General features: G+C 54.2%; 12 protein-coding genes. 6 read left to right on the forward strand and 6 right to left on the reverse strand.

All coding sequences use genetic code 11. From position 1 onward, the window contains the following. Positions 1-55: 55 nt before the first annotated feature. From H7846_RS09200 to H7846_RS09220, 5 genes are all read right to left on the reverse strand, one after another. Positions 56-487: a putative peptidoglycan binding domain-containing protein gene (locus H7846_RS09200; protein ID WP_370561234.1), complete on the reverse strand. Its 432-nt coding sequence runs from the start codon at positions 485-487 to the stop codon at positions 56-58. Between the two features lie 217 nt (positions 488-704). Then, positions 705-2,348, reverse strand: a complete 1,644-nt coding sequence (locus tag H7846_RS09205) for a trypsin-like peptidase domain-containing protein (protein WP_186691623.1) — start codon at positions 2,346-2,348, stop codon at positions 705-707. Positions 2,349-2,537: 189 nt separating this feature from the next. Further along, complete coding sequence (locus tag H7846_RS09210; RefSeq protein WP_186691625.1) at positions 2,538-3,461, reverse strand: DMT family transporter; 924 nt, start codon at positions 3,459-3,461, stop codon at positions 2,538-2,540. 51 nt (positions 3,462-3,512) lie between these two features. Continuing rightward, positions 3,513-4,772: a M20/M25/M40 family metallo-hydrolase gene (locus tag H7846_RS09215; RefSeq protein ID WP_186691627.1), complete on the reverse strand. Its 1,260-nt coding sequence runs from the start codon at positions 4,770-4,772 to the stop codon at positions 3,513-3,515. A 15-nt stretch (positions 4,773-4,787) separates the two neighbouring features. After that, positions 4,788-5,606 (reverse strand): tRNA pseudouridine synthase A, encoded by an 819-nt coding sequence (locus tag H7846_RS09220; protein ID WP_186691629.1) that lies wholly within the window; start codon positions 5,604-5,606, stop codon positions 4,788-4,790. A gap of 392 nt (positions 5,607-5,998) precedes the next feature. On the opposite strand from H7846_RS09220, the gene H7846_RS09225 reads away from it, so the two are divergent. From H7846_RS09225 to H7846_RS09235, 3 genes are all read left to right on the forward strand, one after another. Then, the gene (locus H7846_RS09225) at positions 5,999-8,131 is read left to right on the forward strand and encodes a TolC family protein (RefSeq protein ID WP_370561235.1); all 2,133 of its coding nucleotides are present in this window, start codon (positions 5,999-6,001) and stop codon (positions 8,129-8,131) included. Positions 8,132-8,237: 106 nt separating this feature from the next. Next, positions 8,238-10,394, forward strand: coding sequence for a thioredoxin domain-containing protein (locus tag H7846_RS09230; RefSeq protein ID WP_186691630.1), 2,157 nt, complete (start codon positions 8,238-8,240; stop codon positions 10,392-10,394). Positions 10,395-10,396: 2 nt separating this feature from the next. Continuing rightward, on the forward strand, positions 10,397-10,969 hold the full coding sequence (locus tag H7846_RS09235) for an AAA family ATPase (RefSeq protein WP_186691631.1): 573 nt from the start codon (positions 10,397-10,399) through the stop codon (positions 10,967-10,969). Here H7846_RS09235 and H7846_RS09240 read toward each other — a convergent pair. After that, positions 10,949-11,890 carry a mechanosensitive ion channel family protein gene (locus H7846_RS09240; RefSeq protein WP_186691632.1) on the reverse strand — a complete coding sequence of 314 codons (942 nt, stop codon included), beginning with the start codon at positions 11,888-11,890 and terminating at the stop codon, positions 10,949-10,951. The two genes, H7846_RS09235 and H7846_RS09240, sit on opposite strands and share 21 nt — an antisense overlap. Positions 11,891-11,988: 98 nt before the next feature. On the opposite strand from H7846_RS09240, the gene H7846_RS09245 reads away from it, so the two are divergent. The 3 genes from H7846_RS09245 to H7846_RS09255 all read left to right on the forward strand — a co-directional run bounded on the left by H7846_RS09245 (position 11,989) and on the right by H7846_RS09255 (position 17,394). Then, positions 11,989-12,381, forward strand: coding sequence for a hypothetical protein (locus H7846_RS09245; protein ID WP_186691633.1), 393 nt, complete (start codon positions 11,989-11,991; stop codon positions 12,379-12,381). Positions 12,382-12,638: 257 nt separating this feature from the next. Continuing rightward, complete coding sequence (locus tag H7846_RS09250) at positions 12,639-14,948, forward strand: sodium-translocating pyrophosphatase (RefSeq protein WP_255460514.1); 2,310 nt, start codon at positions 12,639-12,641, stop codon at positions 14,946-14,948. Between the two features lie 286 nt (positions 14,949-15,234). Next, positions 15,235-17,394, forward strand: coding sequence for an alpha-ketoacid dehydrogenase subunit alpha/beta (locus tag H7846_RS09255; protein WP_370561406.1), 2,160 nt, complete (start codon positions 15,235-15,237; stop codon positions 17,392-17,394). Positions 17,395-17,461 lie beyond the last annotated feature (67 nt).

Raw genomic sequence — 17,461 nt, forward strand, 5'->3', positions numbered from 1 at the left:
CAAAGATCAAGGGCAGAGAACTACGTTCTCTGCCCTTGTCGTAAAAGAATAAATTTTAGCGTTGCGAGATATTGAGATCAGATGAAGTCTGAGGGCTGGTTTGAACCGCAGCCATTGTGCTTGCTACCGATCCCGTGTCGTTGCGTGGCCCAAGACCTAGTTTGATAATGGCTCTCGAATCGGGCATGATCTTCGTTTGCCAGCCATTATCGGATTGGTATTTTTGCATAGCTGTTTCTGTTGCAGTATCCCAGTGCCCACTAGGCTCGGTCATATAACCTGAGCGTACTAAAGCTGCTTGAATCTGGCTCGCTCGATCATCATCGATGGAACGCTGTCCTGTGTGTTTTGCAACAGGTTTCGTCGAGGCGCGTTTAGTGGAACGTTTGGGGGAGGTCGGGCCGCGACGAGGGTGAGTCTTCGCGAAGCAGGGGGTGAACATCGTTGCAAGAACTAGAGCGGAACTGAGAAGTCGGCGTGACCGCATGAAGACAAAAAACCTCGAGAATACAGTATTGCGACAGAAGGCCGATCAATTCTGCCAAGTTAAGGGTATCCCGAGAAGTGCCAGGATGCAATCAAAGGATACTCAGGAGGGTAACCTTCTTAAATCAGGATGGTCCAGATTAAATGCAGATAGAGGGGGAGATCTGGAGGAGAGAGCTGCTAACCCTCTCCCCTCCCAGATTTAGAGGAATTGCCGACTATGGCAGAGTGCCTCCAACATAGTTATTGCCACCCCCCTTTTGATTCGGGGAATGGATGACAAAAACTACGTCGTCCTTCGATTTCAGGCTATTTACGATCGCTCTGTAGGAGGCTTCATCGGTCACAGGTTTGCGATTAATCTCTGTGATGATGGCACCCTTGCTCAGACCATTTTCATCTGCAAACGAGCCAGGACGGACAGCCGTAACGATTACGCCGCGGCTGATTCCGGTTTTTTGTGCGACGGGAGACGGAATGGCGGATACCGTAATCCCGAGTTTCGTTTGGCCAGCATCGGATTCCTGCGGAGTGTTGTCGTCGTTGTCATTGTCGCCAGCGATGTCAGCATAGGTCTTAGCGCGATCTCCGATTGTGACATCGGCGGTATTCTGCTTGCCGTCACGAAGATAGCCGAGCTTCACGGTGCTGCCAACTTTTCTTGCAGAGATATCGTTTACAAGATCGTCGCCGTCCTTGATCTGGCGGCCATCGATAGAGACGATCACATCACCAGGCTTGATCCCCGCCTTTGCCGCGCCGCCACTAGGTGTGACAGTAGAGACGATGATGCCATTCTTGAATCCATAGACACGACCGACTGCCGAACTGGTGGCGGATTGGAAGCTGATCCCGATCGAGCCACGAACCACTTTATGCTCGGGGCCGATCAGCATGTTGTATACATTGACAATCGTATTAGCAGGCATGGCGAAACCTACGCCCATCGATCCCATAGAACTGGTGTAGATTGCGGTGTTCATGCCAATGACTTGTCCTGCCATATCGACCAGTGGTCCACCGGAGTTGCCCGGGTTGATGGCGGCATCCGTTTGGATAAAACGCTGGAACTGAGACTGGGATACGCCCGACGGGGAAGGCTCATCAATAGACCGGTTTTTAGCGGAGACGATTCCGGCGGATACAGTCTGGGAGAGACCGAAGGGGCTTCCAATCGCGAGGACCCAGTCTCCTACCTGAGCGCTATCGGAGTTGCCAAGCTTGATGGTCGGCAACGGCTTGTCAGTCTCGATTTTGATAACAGCAATATCGGTCTCTTTGTCGGTCCCAATAACCTTCGCGGCACGACCAGGATCGGTTGGATTATCGGGGTCAGACGAGAGGCGGACATAGATCTTATCGGCCTTATCGACGACGTGATTATTGGTGATGATGTAGCCGCGGGGGTCGACGATGAAGCCTGAACCAAGGGCGCGGCGTTCTCCGCCCATCGGCCCTCCATCGCTATCGTCATCTCCACCGCCAGGATTACCAAAGAAACGGTTGAAGAAGTCCTGCATGTCGCCTTGGCCGTCATAACCCTGGGGTGGCTGGCCAGGGCGACGGTTGCGCTTGGTTTGCGATTGTTTAGGAAGGGATTCCGTGTTGATGTTTACAACGGCAGGCCCTACTTGCTTCACAATCTGTGAAAAGCCATTTGAAAGCGTCGTTGGAGAGGGGATGACCAGTTGTTTGGCATCGGAAGAATCTGGCGCCTGCTCTTTTCCGCTCACACCATGCGTGATGACAGAACCAACCAGAATGCCGGTCGATAACGTCGCCAGCAGGGCAAAGGTTGTGGTGAGCCGATGATTTTTTGCGCGCTCGAACCAACTGGTGAACTTGCTTGTCGATATATCCATTGAATCGATCAAACCTCTTTCATTTGCTTCCTGTTCGCACTGTGAAGACCACAGAAACGAAGGTTTAAGTATAGTCCTGCGACCGGAACCATTGCGTGTTAGAGATATTCCTCGCTCTTTCGGTTTGTTAGACGCGAAAAAAAAACAAAGGTGGCTCACCAGAGGGGCCCTTTGGTTGAATTTCTGAAGTTAAAGGGGATGGTCGGGAAGTGGCGATCGCGAAGGGAGCAGTTCGATCAACAGAATGGCACCAAGAATGAAGAGAGCTCCGATCAGCGAGCGTGGCCCAAGCCGCTCACCGAAAAAGAGAAATGAAGTGAGCCATGCGAAAACAGGTTCCAGGGTGAGCAGAAGAGCGGTATGGGTAGGCGGAAGGTGCTGTTGTGCCCAGCTTTGGATCGTGAACGCGGCGGCCGTGGCTAGCAAACTGGTAATGGCAAGCGCGACAACGAGGCGAGGTGTAAGGGTGAGATAAAGCTTACCTCCGAACGGAAGTGTTATCGCCATGGTCAGGGTGGCAAAGGCGATTTGGAGCGTGGCCAGTTGCGGAATCGGAATACGCAGGGAGGTATGGGCCAGTGCAAGTAGATGGCCTGCAAAAGCTATGGCACAGAACAAGGTCAGGATGTCTCCTGTACCCATGGAACGGAGGATTTCTGTCGGATTTGTTCCAACAGGTGTCGTAAGTAGAACAAGCCCTGTAAAGGCGAGCAAAGCTCCAAAAATGACTGAGAGGCCGGGGGCAGGCGTAGACGCAGGGCGTACTGAGGGGATTATGGTCAAGAGAGGAACAAAGACCACGACCAGGCCGGTAATAAATGCTGATTTTGTAGGAGTAGTGTGGGCAAGTCCCAGGGTTTGCAATTGGTAACCCGTGGCAAGGAAAAAGCCTACGACGGCTCCGGCAACGATGGTTGGGCGTGAGAGCTGACGAAGATGACGTCGATTGATGAGAAATAGCGCCACTGCCGCCAGGGCCATGCGGAACAGGTTGAATAGTAGAGGAGATGCATCCTGAAGAGCATCTTTTACTAGCGTGAAGGTAATTCCCCATAGGGCAACTACAGCGAGAAGAAGCAGGTGGGCAAGCGTCGATGGCGTAAATCTATGCAAAAACGCTCCATAGGAGGAACAAACGGGAAGGTGGCGTACGTTCGGTTTGAATCATGGTCTCGAAGTTGCCGGAGATGTGGGGTCAGGGGCAATCTGGGAGGCAATCTGCGTCATGGACAGCAGTAATAAAACGATACGGCGTAAAGCCATCTCGCGGCCCGCAGGATCGTACCACTCGTCGAGCGTATGGATGCCTCCTCCTGCACCTCCGGTTCCGATCGCAAGAGCCGGAATTCCGAGCGAAAGGGGAAGGTTGGCATCGGTCGATCCCAGCCGTAGCTCTGTCTTCAGACTCAGATGTCGATCTACGGAACGTAAAGAGCTGAGGAGAACAGAGTCAGCAGGAAGCGAAGCCGCAGGGCGATCGCCGATCGTTTCGAGACGCAGTGAAGGAGCCTGATGAGTGGTTTCGAGATCCTGAAACATCTCTCGAAGGAGATGGCGGAGATCCAGAGCGGCCTTTCGCAACGCATAAAACTCACTGGAACGGATCTCCACCAGTGCGGTTGCCGAAGAGGGGATGGAGTTGACGGAGGTTCCACCCGAAATATGTCCTACATTCAGGGTTGTCAATGGAGAGGAGGGCAGAGGGAGTTCGGAGATTGCGGTCAGGGCTCGGCTTAGTAAAAGAATCGGATTCGGCGTACCCGCATCGGACCAGGAATGTCCGCCTTGTCCGCTGATCGTGATGCGAAAGCGAAGACTGCCAAGGGCCCGCGTTACGACAGCTGTTCCGCTACCTTCGAGGGCTATGGCAGTTGCGATGCGATCTCGATACGGGCCACGTTCAAGCAGGTGGCGCATTCCGCGAAGATCTCCCTCCCCTTCTTCCCCTACATTGGCAGCAAAGAGAATGGTTGCGGGTGGATTGATATGAGAGTAGCGAAGCGCTGCAGCGATCGATAACAGCGCAGACAAACCGGCTGCGTTGTCGCAAATCCCAGGGGCATAGATGCGCGAGGTACCCGGCTCCTCTCGAGGTTCACAGGTAATATCAGCAGGAAATACCGTATCCAGGTGAGCGGAGAGAAGGATGACGGGAGAGGGATGTGCTTCCGCGCTCTCTGGGGCAAGTTCCGCCAGGGCATTGCCCTCTTCATCCAGATGGACATTGTGGAGACCTAGCGAGAGAAAGCGGTCGAGAAACCATTGCGCCCGGGCCTGTTCTCCAAAGGGCGGAGCGGGAATGCGTACCATCTCGAGCAACCAATTTCGAATCTGCGGCTGATGCAGATGGAGCCAATGGAAGGCACGATGAACTGCCGTCAGGCTGGCGAGTCGGGTGATGCGTTGATGGGAGGTTGCAGACATGCCGTTCCTGAGAGTTTAGTGCGATTCATCCCGTGACTCGTAATCCACATGCAGTAGAAAAAGGCCATGCGGAGGAGCGGTTGGGCCGGCGGCAGAACGAGCGCGAGCGGCAAGAATCTTGGAAATGGACCCAACTGGGGTGCGTCCGCGCCCTACATCGACAAGTGTGCCGACAAGGTTGCGGACCATGTGATGGAGGAATCCGGAGCCGGTGACACGGTAGACCAGGAGATCGGATTCGCGATACCAGTTGGAGGCAAAGATTGTGCGAATAGCAGTCTTCTCTCTCTGTTTTTCATGATCTGGTTCGCCAGAGCCGTCCTGACTGTTTTCATTGCGGACTGCAAGGTCTGGATCGGTTGCAGCGAAGGAGGTAAAGTCATGGGTTCCGACAACGTATTGAGCGGCTTGGTCCATCGCTTCCAGATTTAGCGGCCAGGTGCAGTTCCAGACGAAGGGGGCAAGCATAGGGAGGCAAACGGGCTGGGGTGCGATGCGGTATTCGTAGGTTTTGCGGCGAGCGCTGTGGCGGGCGTGGAAGTTGTGTGAAGTGGCATCTATAGAGCGGATCCGAATACTGGCAGGAAGAAGATGGTTCAAGGCACGTTGCAGGTTTGGACCCGGAATGGGAGACTGAAGTGATACGGAAGCGACCTGCCCCAGGGCATGAACTCCGGTATCGGTGCGCCCTGAACCCTGGGGTAGGACCTCTTCTCCCGTGATATGGCGCAACACTTCTGCCAGCGTCCCCTGGACCGTGGACAGGCTGGGTTGAATCTGCCAGCCGTGGTACGGTGTGCCATCATAGGCAATGGTTATCTTCCAATAATGCATAGGGATCAATCTGGACAGTAACACGTCAGTGGCGGGGATGAATGGAATGATGCCTACCGAAGAGAATAAGGGGCAGAGGTTGATATACTTAGCCGGTTACGAGTCGCCAGAAATTCTGAGGGGATCCGGAACGAATCGCCGGCTTTCTGCGTATTAGTGCCCAGTTGCAAGCCAGATCTACGGACAGGAATGGCAGTAATCCACTGGATCGTCATCATTTAAAGAGTCCTTAGGGCGGTCTTGTGCGTCATAAAAAAGCACTGGAGAAAATCAGTCCACGATCTGTGGGAATGCAGGACAGGTCCGGCAAAAGGTAGTACCCGGTGAATCTTCCCCGAGCACGGGGAAACTCCCGGCCAGAACGATTACAGAGAAGGTTTGGAGATCGCATCGTGAGATTAAGGGATATGCAGGCGGCAGCAACAGTTGGACTGCTGCTGATGAGCGTGAGTACAGAACCTGTAATGGCACAGCAGGCAAATCCGCAGCCACAGACGCAAACCCAGACCAATCCAACTGCTCCGGCGGCACAGCAGTCGGTGGTAACGGATACGACTGGTACCCCAGGACTTCCACAGGCACCGCAGCCTAAGCCGACGGAACCGCTCTTCCTGCGAGACACCGCGGTGGACTACACCAAACCGAAGAGCCATTTTCGGAATCCGATTGCACCATACACTTCCATCAATGTTCCGCAGGTGCGACTTGGAAATACACCGCAGCTTGATCAGCTACTGCGCGACGGCAAGATTTATCTGAGCCTTGCCGATGCCGTTACTCTCGCCCTAACGAATAACTACGATATCGAAATCGCTCGGATCAATCTGGATATTGCCGATACTGATCTTCTGCGAGCTAAGGCAGGCGGTTCCCTGCGAGGTGTTTCGACTGGTTTGGTGCAGAACACGTTGGGCGGAAGTACGTCCACCATTACGGGAGGTGGCGGTCCTGGCGCAACGTCGAGCGGAATTGGTGGGGTTGGAGCAGGTGCTTCAGGTATCGTCCTTAGCACAAACGGCGGCGGCCCCGCTCCGGCGAGTCTGGATCCGGTTTTTACTGGAAACCTGCAGTATGAGAATTTAAGTCAGCAGCAAACCACAACGTTTATTACCGGTACGGATACCCTGAAGCAGAATACAGGGACCTACAACTTCGGCTACCAGCAGGGATTTATGACTGGTACGCAGTTTAACTTCACCTTCAACAACAACCGCACGACGACCAATAGCATTCGTTCTAACTACAGCCCGCAGTTGAACTCGCAGTTCCAGGCGAAGGTAACGCAGCATTTACTCCAGGGGTTCGGTTTGGGGGTCAATCGGCGGTTTATTCTTCAGGCAAAGAATGATCGTCGCATTACTGACTCGGCTTTCCGGCAGCAACTGCTTTCCACCATTACTCAGATAGAGAACATTTACTGGGGACTGGTAAGCGCCTATGAAGATGAACAAGCCAAGGAGCGCGCTCTTGCGCAGTCTACTCAACTGGCCGCGGATAACCGTCGCCAGCTTGAGATTGGAACGTTGGCCCCACTGGATATCGTGAACTCAGATGCTGCTGTAGCTACTGATAAGCAAGCTCTGGTGGCTTCGCAGACGAACCTTGAGTATCAGCAGCTCCTGATGAAGCAAGCTATTGCTCGCAATCTGAACGATCCTCAGCTATCGAGTGCTCCGGTAATCCCTACGGATCGTGTTGCTTTAGATCGTTTGCCTGAAGAAGATACACCGACGGAAGATCTGGTTCGTCAGGCCTATGCCAATAATCCGCAGATTGAACAAGCTGCGTTGAACATGAAAAACAATGAAATAACCATCAAGGCATTCAAGAACGGGTTGTTGCCTACGGTTGATGCATATGCCTTCTACGGCGGATCGGCATTGGGCGGTGCTCAGAACCCGGTTCTGCAATGCGACTTTACAACGGGAGCCCCATGCCCTCCAGGGACTGTCGCTAATACTGGTTTGAATGATGTGTTTGGCAATACATTCAACGGTAAATATCCAGATAAGGGTGTTGGCGTCAACATTTCGATCCCGCTGCGCAATCGTATTGCACAGGCTGACCAGGCTCGTTCGCAGATGGAATATCGTCAGTCGCAGATGCGCTTGCAGCAGCTGTACACACAGGTTCGCATTCAGGTCATCAACCAGCAGTACGCTCTGACCAATGATCGTGCCCAGGTACAGGCGGCGCAGGCTTCGCACGATTATGCGGCGCAGAGCCTTGATGCAGAACAGAAGAAGTATCGGTTGGGTGCTTCGACCACGGCTCTGGTCCTGCAACAACAGAGAAACCTGGCTGCAGCAGACAACACTCTTATCTCGGCAACTGCAGCCTACGCAAAGGACCGTGTCCTACTGGGGCAGCTGCTCTCTAACCTGCTGGATAAGTACGATATCAATATCGTCGATGCAGCGACGGGTAGCGTCTCCCATCCGCCAACGATTCCCGGTCTTACGGCTCCAAAGGCCCCTGAGCCACCGAAGCCGATCTCGGCCGGCCCAACAACACCGCAACAGTAGTTGAGACTTTACCGAAAACAAAAGGCCCGGGAACTCCCGGGCCTTTTGTTCATTATCGCTAGATGTGCATAACGCCTAGCCAACATAGCTGCACTACACTGAGAGAATGACTGAAGGACAATCAACACAGCATGAAAACGCTCTTCGCAACGCGGCTTCGGCATATTTGCGATCCGCAAAGCATCAGCCAGTGAATTGGAATGAATGGGGTGAAGAGGCGTTTGCACGAGCCCGAGTCGAGGGCAAGCCCGTCCTCTTGGATATCGGCGCCGTGTGGTGCCACTGGTGTCATGTCATGGATCGGGAATCCTATGAAAACGCCGAGACGGCGAAGCTGATCAATGAGCATTTCATTGCCGTGAAGGTCGATCGTGACGAGAGGCCGGATGTAGATGCGCGTTATCAGGCTGCTGTATCGGCCATCAGTGGACAGGGAGGCTGGCCGCTGACCGCGTTTCTCACTCCCGACGGAAAGCCATATTTTGGTGGGACCTATTTCCCACCGGAAGACCGGCATGGACGCCCCGGGCTACCGCGCGTTCTGCTCACGATGGCCGAGGCATTCAACACTCGCCGTGATGAGGTCGATGACTCTGCGAGCAGTGTGATCGCAGCTATTGAACATAACGAATCTTTTCTGGGGCGAGGCGGAAACCCAGGACGAGAGCTCGTGGAAAAGATTATCGGTGCCATTCTGAAACAGTTCGATTCGCGATCTGGCGGCTTCGGGTCACAGCCCAAGTTTCCTCACTCCGGGGCAATCGATCTGCTTTTGGATGCCGCCTCCCGTAGTTCCTCTTTTGCCGATGCAGATCTGCCCGCACAGGCTCGGAATGCGGCGCTCGTCACTCTCGATAAGATGTCCCGCGGCGGAATCTACGATCATCTCGCGGGAGGGTTCCATCGTTACTCGGTCGACGAATACTGGATTGTGCCGCACTTTGAAAAAATGGCATATGACAACAGCGAACTGTTGAAGAACTATGTTCATGCCTTCCAGAGCTTTGTAGAGCCACAGTGCGCTCGTGTCGCAAGAGAGATTATCCAGTGGATGGATACATGGCTGAGTGATCGCGAGCGTGGCGGATTCTATTCCTCGCAGGATGCCGATTTGTCTCTCGACGATGACGGGGATTACTTCACCTGGACTGTAGACGAAGCGCATGCCGTTTTGACGACGCAAGAGTTCGCAGTTGCTAGTGCGTTTTACGACATCGGCGAGATGGGGGATATGCATCACAATCCCGCGAAGAATGTTCTGCATGTTCGCGTTGGTCTTGAGACCATCGCAAAGGCGAATGCTCTTACGCTCGATCAGACGAAGGAATTCCTGGCTTCGGCCAAGGCAAAGCTATACGCTGCACGTCTGAAGCGTCCCACACCTTACGTCGATAAGACGGCCTATACCGGTTGGAATGGCATGTGTATCTCGGCATATCTTGCAGCCGGGCGTGTGCTCGATTTGTCGGAGACCCGCGACTTTGCGCTTAAATCTCTCGACCGGGTTCTTGAGTCTGCCTGGGATGCTGAGCAGGGGCTGTCGCATGTGATTGCCTATGGAGAAGGGGGGTCTGCAAAGCGGATTGCGGGAACTCTAGAAGACTATGCGTTTACAGGGAACGCAGCGCTGGACGCATGGGAGGCCACTGGCGAGCTTCGTTATTTTCAAGCCGCAGATCGCATTGCCGAGCGGCTCGTTGAGCGGTTCTACGATTCTGTGGGAGGAGGTTTCTTCGATACCGAAGCTCCATCGGATGGTGAGCAGCGCCTAGGAGCGCTCGCGGTGCGCCGAAAGCCTTTACAAGACTCTCCCACGCCGGCAGGGAATTCGGTCGCGGCGACATTGCTGCTGCGGCTGGCGTCGCTCAACGACCGCGAGGACTATGCCGCGAAGGCTCTCGAAACCCTCGAAACCTTTGCGGGGATCGTGGAGCACTTCGGCTTGTACGCTTCCAGCTATGGTCTGGCCTTGCAACGTATGGTTCACGGAACGGTCCAGGTCTGCATCGTTGGCGAGGATGCTGCAGCTCACGAACTGGAAGCTGCGGCGCTAGCACGCTATGTCGTCAATAAGAGCGTTGTCCGTTTGAAGAGGGAACAACTTGACACGCTTCCACCAGTCTTGGCTGAGACGTTGCCGCACCTCCCCGGGCTCAAGGACACTCCTGCTGTCAGCGTCGCCGTTATCTGCACAGGCAGAGGATGTCTACCTCCTGTGAAGAACGCGGAAGAATTAGTTGAGACGTTGAATCAGGCTTTATAGGAATGAGCAGCCCAAAACGAATCGTGATCTCCGGTGGCCCCGGAGCAGGGAAGACCACGTTGCTGGAAGAACTTCGCAGACGCGGCTATGCCTGTTCGCCGGAGGTCGCCCGTCAGATCATCCAGGAGCAGGTCCATATAGGTGGAAATGCTCTACCCTGGGGTGATCGCGAAGCGTACAGCCGGCTGATGCTGGCTCGCTCCGTCGCTTCATGGGAGTCAAGTGTTGGGGATTCCCGCATCATCTTCTTTGATCGCGGAATCCCCGATACCCTCTGCTATGTGCGTCTGGTCGGACTCTCTTCTTCCGTGGAAGAAGAGGCACTTCAAATGTGTCAGCAGTATCGTTACTGGTCGCGCGTCTTTCTCGCCCCTCCGTGGCGGGAGATCTATGAGAATGATACCGAACGAAAACAGGACTTCGATGAAGCGATAAGAACGTACGAACTCATGGCACAGACTTATCGGGAGTGCGGTTATGAAGTTGTAATTCTCCCGCAGGTTTCCGCAGCGGAGCGCGCAGAAGTTGTCCTTCGTCAGATAGAAGACGCGAGCTTAGGCGCCGATGCTGGTTGAAGCCGGTGGAGTCGTAGGATCAGCCTTTTGCTGCATGATTAGCATATTTCCAGAGATGCCGAGGGGGATTCCTTCTTTTTCGAAGGTCAGGATAATGCGTCGACGCAGCTCGCGCAGAACACCATCCCGTTGGTTAGCTCGAACCCGGATGTGGACCGGATAGATGATCTCGCGGCCGCGGATTTCATTAACTCCCAAAATATCGGGCGCAGAGATGATGATGTCTTTAAAAGCTGAATCGTTCCGGACGTCATTGGCAAGTTTGCGAAGAACCTCCATCACACGATCAGGGTTGGCGCTGGCATCGACAGAGACCGGAAGCTGCGCGATCGAAAAGTCTCGGGATTGATTTGAAACTGTGGCGATCTGGCTGTTCGGGATGACGTATAGAGCGCCGTCGCCATCGCGAAGCCTTGTGCTGCGAAGAGAAAGGTCTTCGACCGTGCCCTTCAAGCCGGCGATGGTGACGACCTCTCCAACGTTGTACTGATCTTCCAGCAGGATGAAAATTCCGTTGATCATGTCCTTGAAGATCGATTGCGCTCCCAAACCGATTCCCACGCCGAGGATACCGGCTGATGCGAGAAGCGGCTGATAGGGGATATCAAAGATCGTTAGGACCTGAAGAAAAGCGAGAAATCCAATGACTCCATAGGATGTGGCGCGGAGAATGGAGGCCATGGTCCGGAGCTGGGCTGCACGGTGAAAGTTTCCAACCTGTTGTTCAGCCCTCTTCCGCAATCGCTTTACAAAAAACTGCACGATCCGCAGCAATATGAAGGTGATGATAAGAACTCCCAGTAATTTGGGGGCTTTATCTCGAACAAAGATCAGAATGTCCTGGTGCCACCCGTGGGAGAGAACATAGGAGAGGCGCTCTTCTTCTGGGATTCCTTGCAGGGCTATGGCCAAGTGGAGCATGATACTGGCATCTCGCTTTCGCGCTAAAGTTATTTCTCTTCAGGATGCAGGAACTCTGAACGGGGATGCAATCGCGGCGAAGAGGAAAGGAGAGCCTGATGATCGGACATCGTTTTACCGGCATGTGGGTTTTCCTTGTGATGAGCAGTATGGTTGGTTTTGCTCAGGGGCAAAGCGGATCGCTTCCGCCAATCCAGACATCGCCCACACGGTCAAACTATCCTCCTCCTGGAGGGATAAACCCTATGGGCAGCGATCCTTCGGCGGCACCCGATGCTCTAAGTGCCCGGATTGTAGAACAACAGGCACGAACTCGAAATGCGGAAAGACAAAAGCGGCTCGAAGCGGATACCGATAAGCTGGTCGGCCTGGTTACGGACTTTAAGCAGCAGGTACAGAGTGAAAGAAAACTGTCTCCCGACGATGTCGGGAAACGAGCCGAAGAGATCGAAAAGCTTGCCCGGAGCGTCAAGGATCGAATGAAGGGCTGACTGAACCTGTGGGAGGATCTCTGCGCCAGCAAACCGTTTTCACCGTCACTCCCTTGAATGCGCATAGAGGGCGAAGTCTCCAAGGAAAATCAGCCCTGTGCAATTCTCTGGTTTATCAGGCAGGCTCAGGGCAAAAAAAATGCATTGTCCCCCTCATTGACCCTGTTTATCGCTACATGCTCTAATTGGCCGCTCTGCGGAGCCAACCCTGGAAAGACCGCTGAAGTGGAAGTTGCTGATTCAAGGAGACCTTTTGCATGTATGGATTGAGCCTTTTGGCTATGTCGCTTCAAGAGCAGGTTCCTTTAACCCCTGCAACAGGAGACGGAAGTAACGGACAGATTTGGCTATGGATTGCGCTTGCAGTGGGAATACTCGCTCTGGTTGCAGCCGTTCTATTGGCACGCATGGTGATTGCTGCCGACACAGGAACCCCGGATATGCAGGTCATCTCGAATGCGATCCGTGAGGGAGCCGAAGCGTTTCTCCGTAGACAGTATCGTACGATCGGGATCATCGCGGTTGTTCTCGCCGTAATTCTTTTCATCGGATATCACATGTCGGAGCGCACGGCTCCGTATGCCTGGAAGATGGTTGTGAGCTTCCTGGTGGGAGCAATCTGTTCGGCAGTCGCTGGCTATACAGGGATGTACTGTTCGATTCGGGCCAATATCCGGACGGCATCCGCTGCCCGAACCAGCCTCAATCGGGCGCTGCAGATGGCACTTCGAGGAGGCGCTGTCACCGGCTTGGTGGTTGTAGCGCTCTCGTTAGTCGGGATTGGGCTGTTGTTCCTCCTCTTTGGAGGGTTGGAAAATCCCAGGGCTGTACCTTACCAATTGGTGGGTTTTGGGTTCGGAGCTTCTCTGGTCGCTCTCTTTGCCCAGCTTGGTGGCGGTATCTACACCAAGGCCGCCGATGTGGGAGCTGATCTTGTCGGAAAGGTTGAAGCCGGAATCCCTGAAGATGATCCACGCAATCCTGCGGTGATCGCTGATCTGGTTGGGGACAACGTGGGAGACTGTGCTGGTCGTGGCGCGGATATCTTCGAATCGACCGCTGCGGAAAATGTTGGCGCAATGGTCCTTGGAGCGGCGCTCTACCCGGTCTTCGGGATTAAGGGAATTTTGTTTCCCCTCGTCGTCCATGCCATCAACCTGATCGCAAGTATCGTGGGAGTTTTCGTCGTGAAGTCGAGCGAGCAGGAAGATCCCATGCACGCTCTCAACCGCGGCTTTTACCTTACATCGACCTTGGCGCTGCTCGGCTTCGCCGGAGCAGTGTATGGCATGCTCAATGGTCCGGCAGTCGAACCGATCTGGCTGCTCGGATGCGGTGTCATTGGTCTGGCGACTGCGTTTCTGTTTGTCTGGATCACCGAGTACTACACCGAGTCGGTCTACCGCCCGGTCAAGTCCATCGCGGAAGCCTCATTGACTGGACCGGCGACAAACATTATCAGCGGACTGGCCGTTGGCATGGAGACTCCTGCGTTGCCCGTCATCGTCATCTCGGCGGCTCTCCTGTTGAGCTATTACTTCGGCGTTCGTGGCCTGGCTGGCGTGGTGGGCATCAGTGAGTACGAGAAAGGCATTTATGGAACAGCCATTGCCACGATGGGAATGTTGAGCTGCGCAGCGTACATTCTGGCCATGGATACCTTCGGGCCGATCACCGATAACGCTGGCGGCATCATTGAAATGTCGCACCAGCCGCACGAGATCCGCGAACGGACAGACAAGCTGGATTCGGCTGGCAACACGACCAAGGCCCTGACCAAGGGATATGCCATCGGTTCGGCATCTCTCGCGGCATTCCTCCTCTTTTCTGCTTACCTGGAGGAGATTAAGACCATCGTGATCGACAAGGTAACAAACGCTGGCGGTTATATGCCCGCCGGTTGGAGCTTCACCAATATCAATCTTGCTCAGGTTCCCGTCTTTGTAGGAGCTTTGCTCGGAGCGATGTTGACTTACCTGTTCAGCTCGCTTGCAATCAAAGCGGTAGGCCGAACCGCACAGATGGTCGTTCAGGATGTGAGGGCGCAGTTCCGTGAGAACCCAGGCATTATGGAGGGTACATCCAAGCCCGACTATGGTCGCTGCGTCCACATCGTAACCGGGGCTGCTCTACGCGAGATGGTTGTGCCCGGGCTGCTCGCGGTCGGGCTTCCTGTTGTTGTGGGGCTCATCTTCCGTCATTTCAGCTCGAGCTACCACGCCAGCACCGCTGCTTATGCCCCAGGAACCGTTCTTCCGGTTCCTGCGATTGCAGGACACGCCGTAAACCTTGGCGGCGCAGAAGCGGTCGCAGGTTTGCTGATGGTTGGAACTATCTCAGGCATTCTGCTTGCCATGCTGATGAACAATGGTGGCGGTGCGTGGGACAACGCCAAGAAGTTTATTGAGACCGGACAATACGGTGGGAAGAAGAGTGAGGCCCACAAAGCCGCTGTGGTTGGTGATACTGTTGGTGACCCCTTCAAGGACACTGCTGGACCCAGCCTTCACGTCCTCATCAAACTTCTGGCTACCATTACGTTGGTTCTTGCGCCGCTCTTTGTGTAAGAGTTGTTGCGTACACTCAATCTTCTATTCCAGAGCGCGACATTTTGTCGCGCTCTGTCTTTAAAAACAACTTGACTGCATTCGTAGAACCGGATCGATGAATTCGTATACTGAATCCTTTTTCTTGAATGCAGAACGCGGTTGACAATTATGCCCTCGATTCGTTAGTCCCGATATTTGCCTGGCACGTCAAATCGGCTCCGTAACCGGTACAATCTTCTACGGTAGTGCAGAATTTTGCCTGCCAGGGATAAGATCTATGGCTCGTCAATCAGGTGTTGGAGTAATGGAGAAGAAGAAGGCTGCTGAGGCTGTAAGCGGAACCACGCTTACGCGCGAGCAGCTGGTCCGGTTCTATCGACTCATGTATCTGTCGCGACGGACGGATGATCGCGAAATCGTTCTCAAGCGGCAACAAAAAATCTTCTTCCAAATCTCCTGTGCAGGCCATGAAGCCTTGTTGGTTGCAGCCGGAATGGCGATGCGGCCGGGATACGATTGGTTCTTTCCGTACTATCGAGATCGCGCAATCTGCCTTACGCTGGGACAGACCGTAGAGGACCAATTACTTCAGGCAGTGGGCGCAGCGGACGATCCTTCCAGTGGTGGCCGTCAGATGCCGTCTCACTGGTCTAGTCCACAGCTGCATATTGTCAGCCCATCATCTTCCACGGCGACACAATGCTTGCACGCGGTGGGTTGCTCAGAAGCAGGACGATACTTCTCGAAACATCCTGAAGCTGCGGCAAAGCATGATGGGGATTATCGCGCATTTAAGGATGTTGCATTTCATGGCGACGAAGTGGTTTACACCTCTATCGGGGAAGGAGCGACCAGCCAGGGAGAGTTCTGGGAGGCGTTAAATACCGCCAGCAATGAAAAACTACCAGTGCTATTCGTTATCGAAGACAATGGCTATGCCATCTCAACTCCTGTAGAGACCAATACTCCTGGTGGAAACATCTCGCGATTGGTGGCGAATTTTCCCAACTTCCATTTCGCCGAGGTCGATGGCACCGACCCGATTGCCAGCTACAACGCAATGGTCGAAGCGGTGGCTTGGTGCCGCTCCGGGAAAGGACCGGCGTTCGTTCACGGACATGTCATCCGTCCTTACTCCCACTCGCTGAGCGACGATGAACGACTTTATCGTCCAGCGTCAGAGCTTGAAGCCGATGCTTTGCGCGACCCCATCTCGCGGATGCAGATGTGGCTCCTCCGTGAAGGAATCCTCGATGCGGACGCTATCAATCGGTTGGAACGTCAGGTGGACGAAGAGGTGCAGCGCGCTGCTGATAAGGCGGTCATCGCGCCTTTCCCAACCCCAGACACCATCCTGAAGCACGTCTACTCCGAACACCTCACTCCAATGGATTCCTCCTTTGATCGCAAGCCCGAGATCACGGCCGACCGGAGTGAACGGACGATGGCCGACCTGATTAATCTCTGCCTCAAAGACGAGATGCGGCGTGACGATAGGATCGTCGTGTTTGGAGAAGATGTTGCTGATGCCACTCGCGATCAGCCTCTGCGGGAAGGCAAGTTGAAGGGCAAAGGCGGAGTCTTCAAACTGACCTCTGGATTGCAGTTGGAATTTGGAAACGACCGCGTCTGGAACTCACCGCTTGCTGAAGCCAATATCGTTGGCCGAGCGATCGGAATGGCAGTTCGTGGTTTGAAACCTGTCGTCGAAATTCAGTTCTTCGATTACATCTGGCCTGCCATGCACCAAATGCGGAACGAGATGTCTGTACTGCGCTGGCGCTCGAATGATGGCTTTAGCTGCCCTATGGTGATGCGTGTTCCGATCGGTGGCTATCTGACGGGTGGTTCGATCTATCACTCTCAGTCCGGGGAGAGCATCTTTACCCACACCCCTGGTGTGAGAGTTGTCATGCCGTCGAATGCGCTCGATGCTCTGGGGCTTCTCCGTACCGCGATTCGTTGCGATGATCCTGTGCTCTTTCTAGAGCACAAGCGCTTGTATCGCGAGACCTTTGGCAGGGGAATCTATCCTGGTCCGGACTATACGATTCCGTTCGGCAAAGCGAGTATCGTCCGTCCGGGCAAAGATCTCACCTTGGTCACCTATGGTGCTGTGGTTCCCAGAGCGCTGCAGGCAGCGCAGAAGATCCATCGCGAAAAGGGAATCGACGTTGAGTTGATCGACCTTCGCAGTTTGTCTCCCTATGACTGGGAGACGATCGCCGAAAGTGTCCGGAAGACCAATCGCGTCATTGTCGCCCATGAAGACATGATGAGTTGGGGGTATGGAGCGGAGATCGCTGCGCGGATCGCAGACGAACTCTTCCACGATCTTGATGCGCCAGTCCGACGTGTGGCCGCTATGGATACCTTCGTCGCCTATCAACCTCTGCTGGAAGACGTTATCCTTCCTCAATCCCAGGATTTATATGAGGCGATTGAAAAACTCGCTGCCTTTTAGCACCTTAAATTGCAGTTAGAGAGATTTACGGCGAAACTTCTCACCTCGGATGACGTTGGTATTGATC

Source organism: Edaphobacter sp. 4G125 (assembly GCF_014274685.1).
Classification (GTDB): Bacteria; Acidobacteriota; Terriglobia; order Terriglobales; family Acidobacteriaceae; genus Edaphobacter.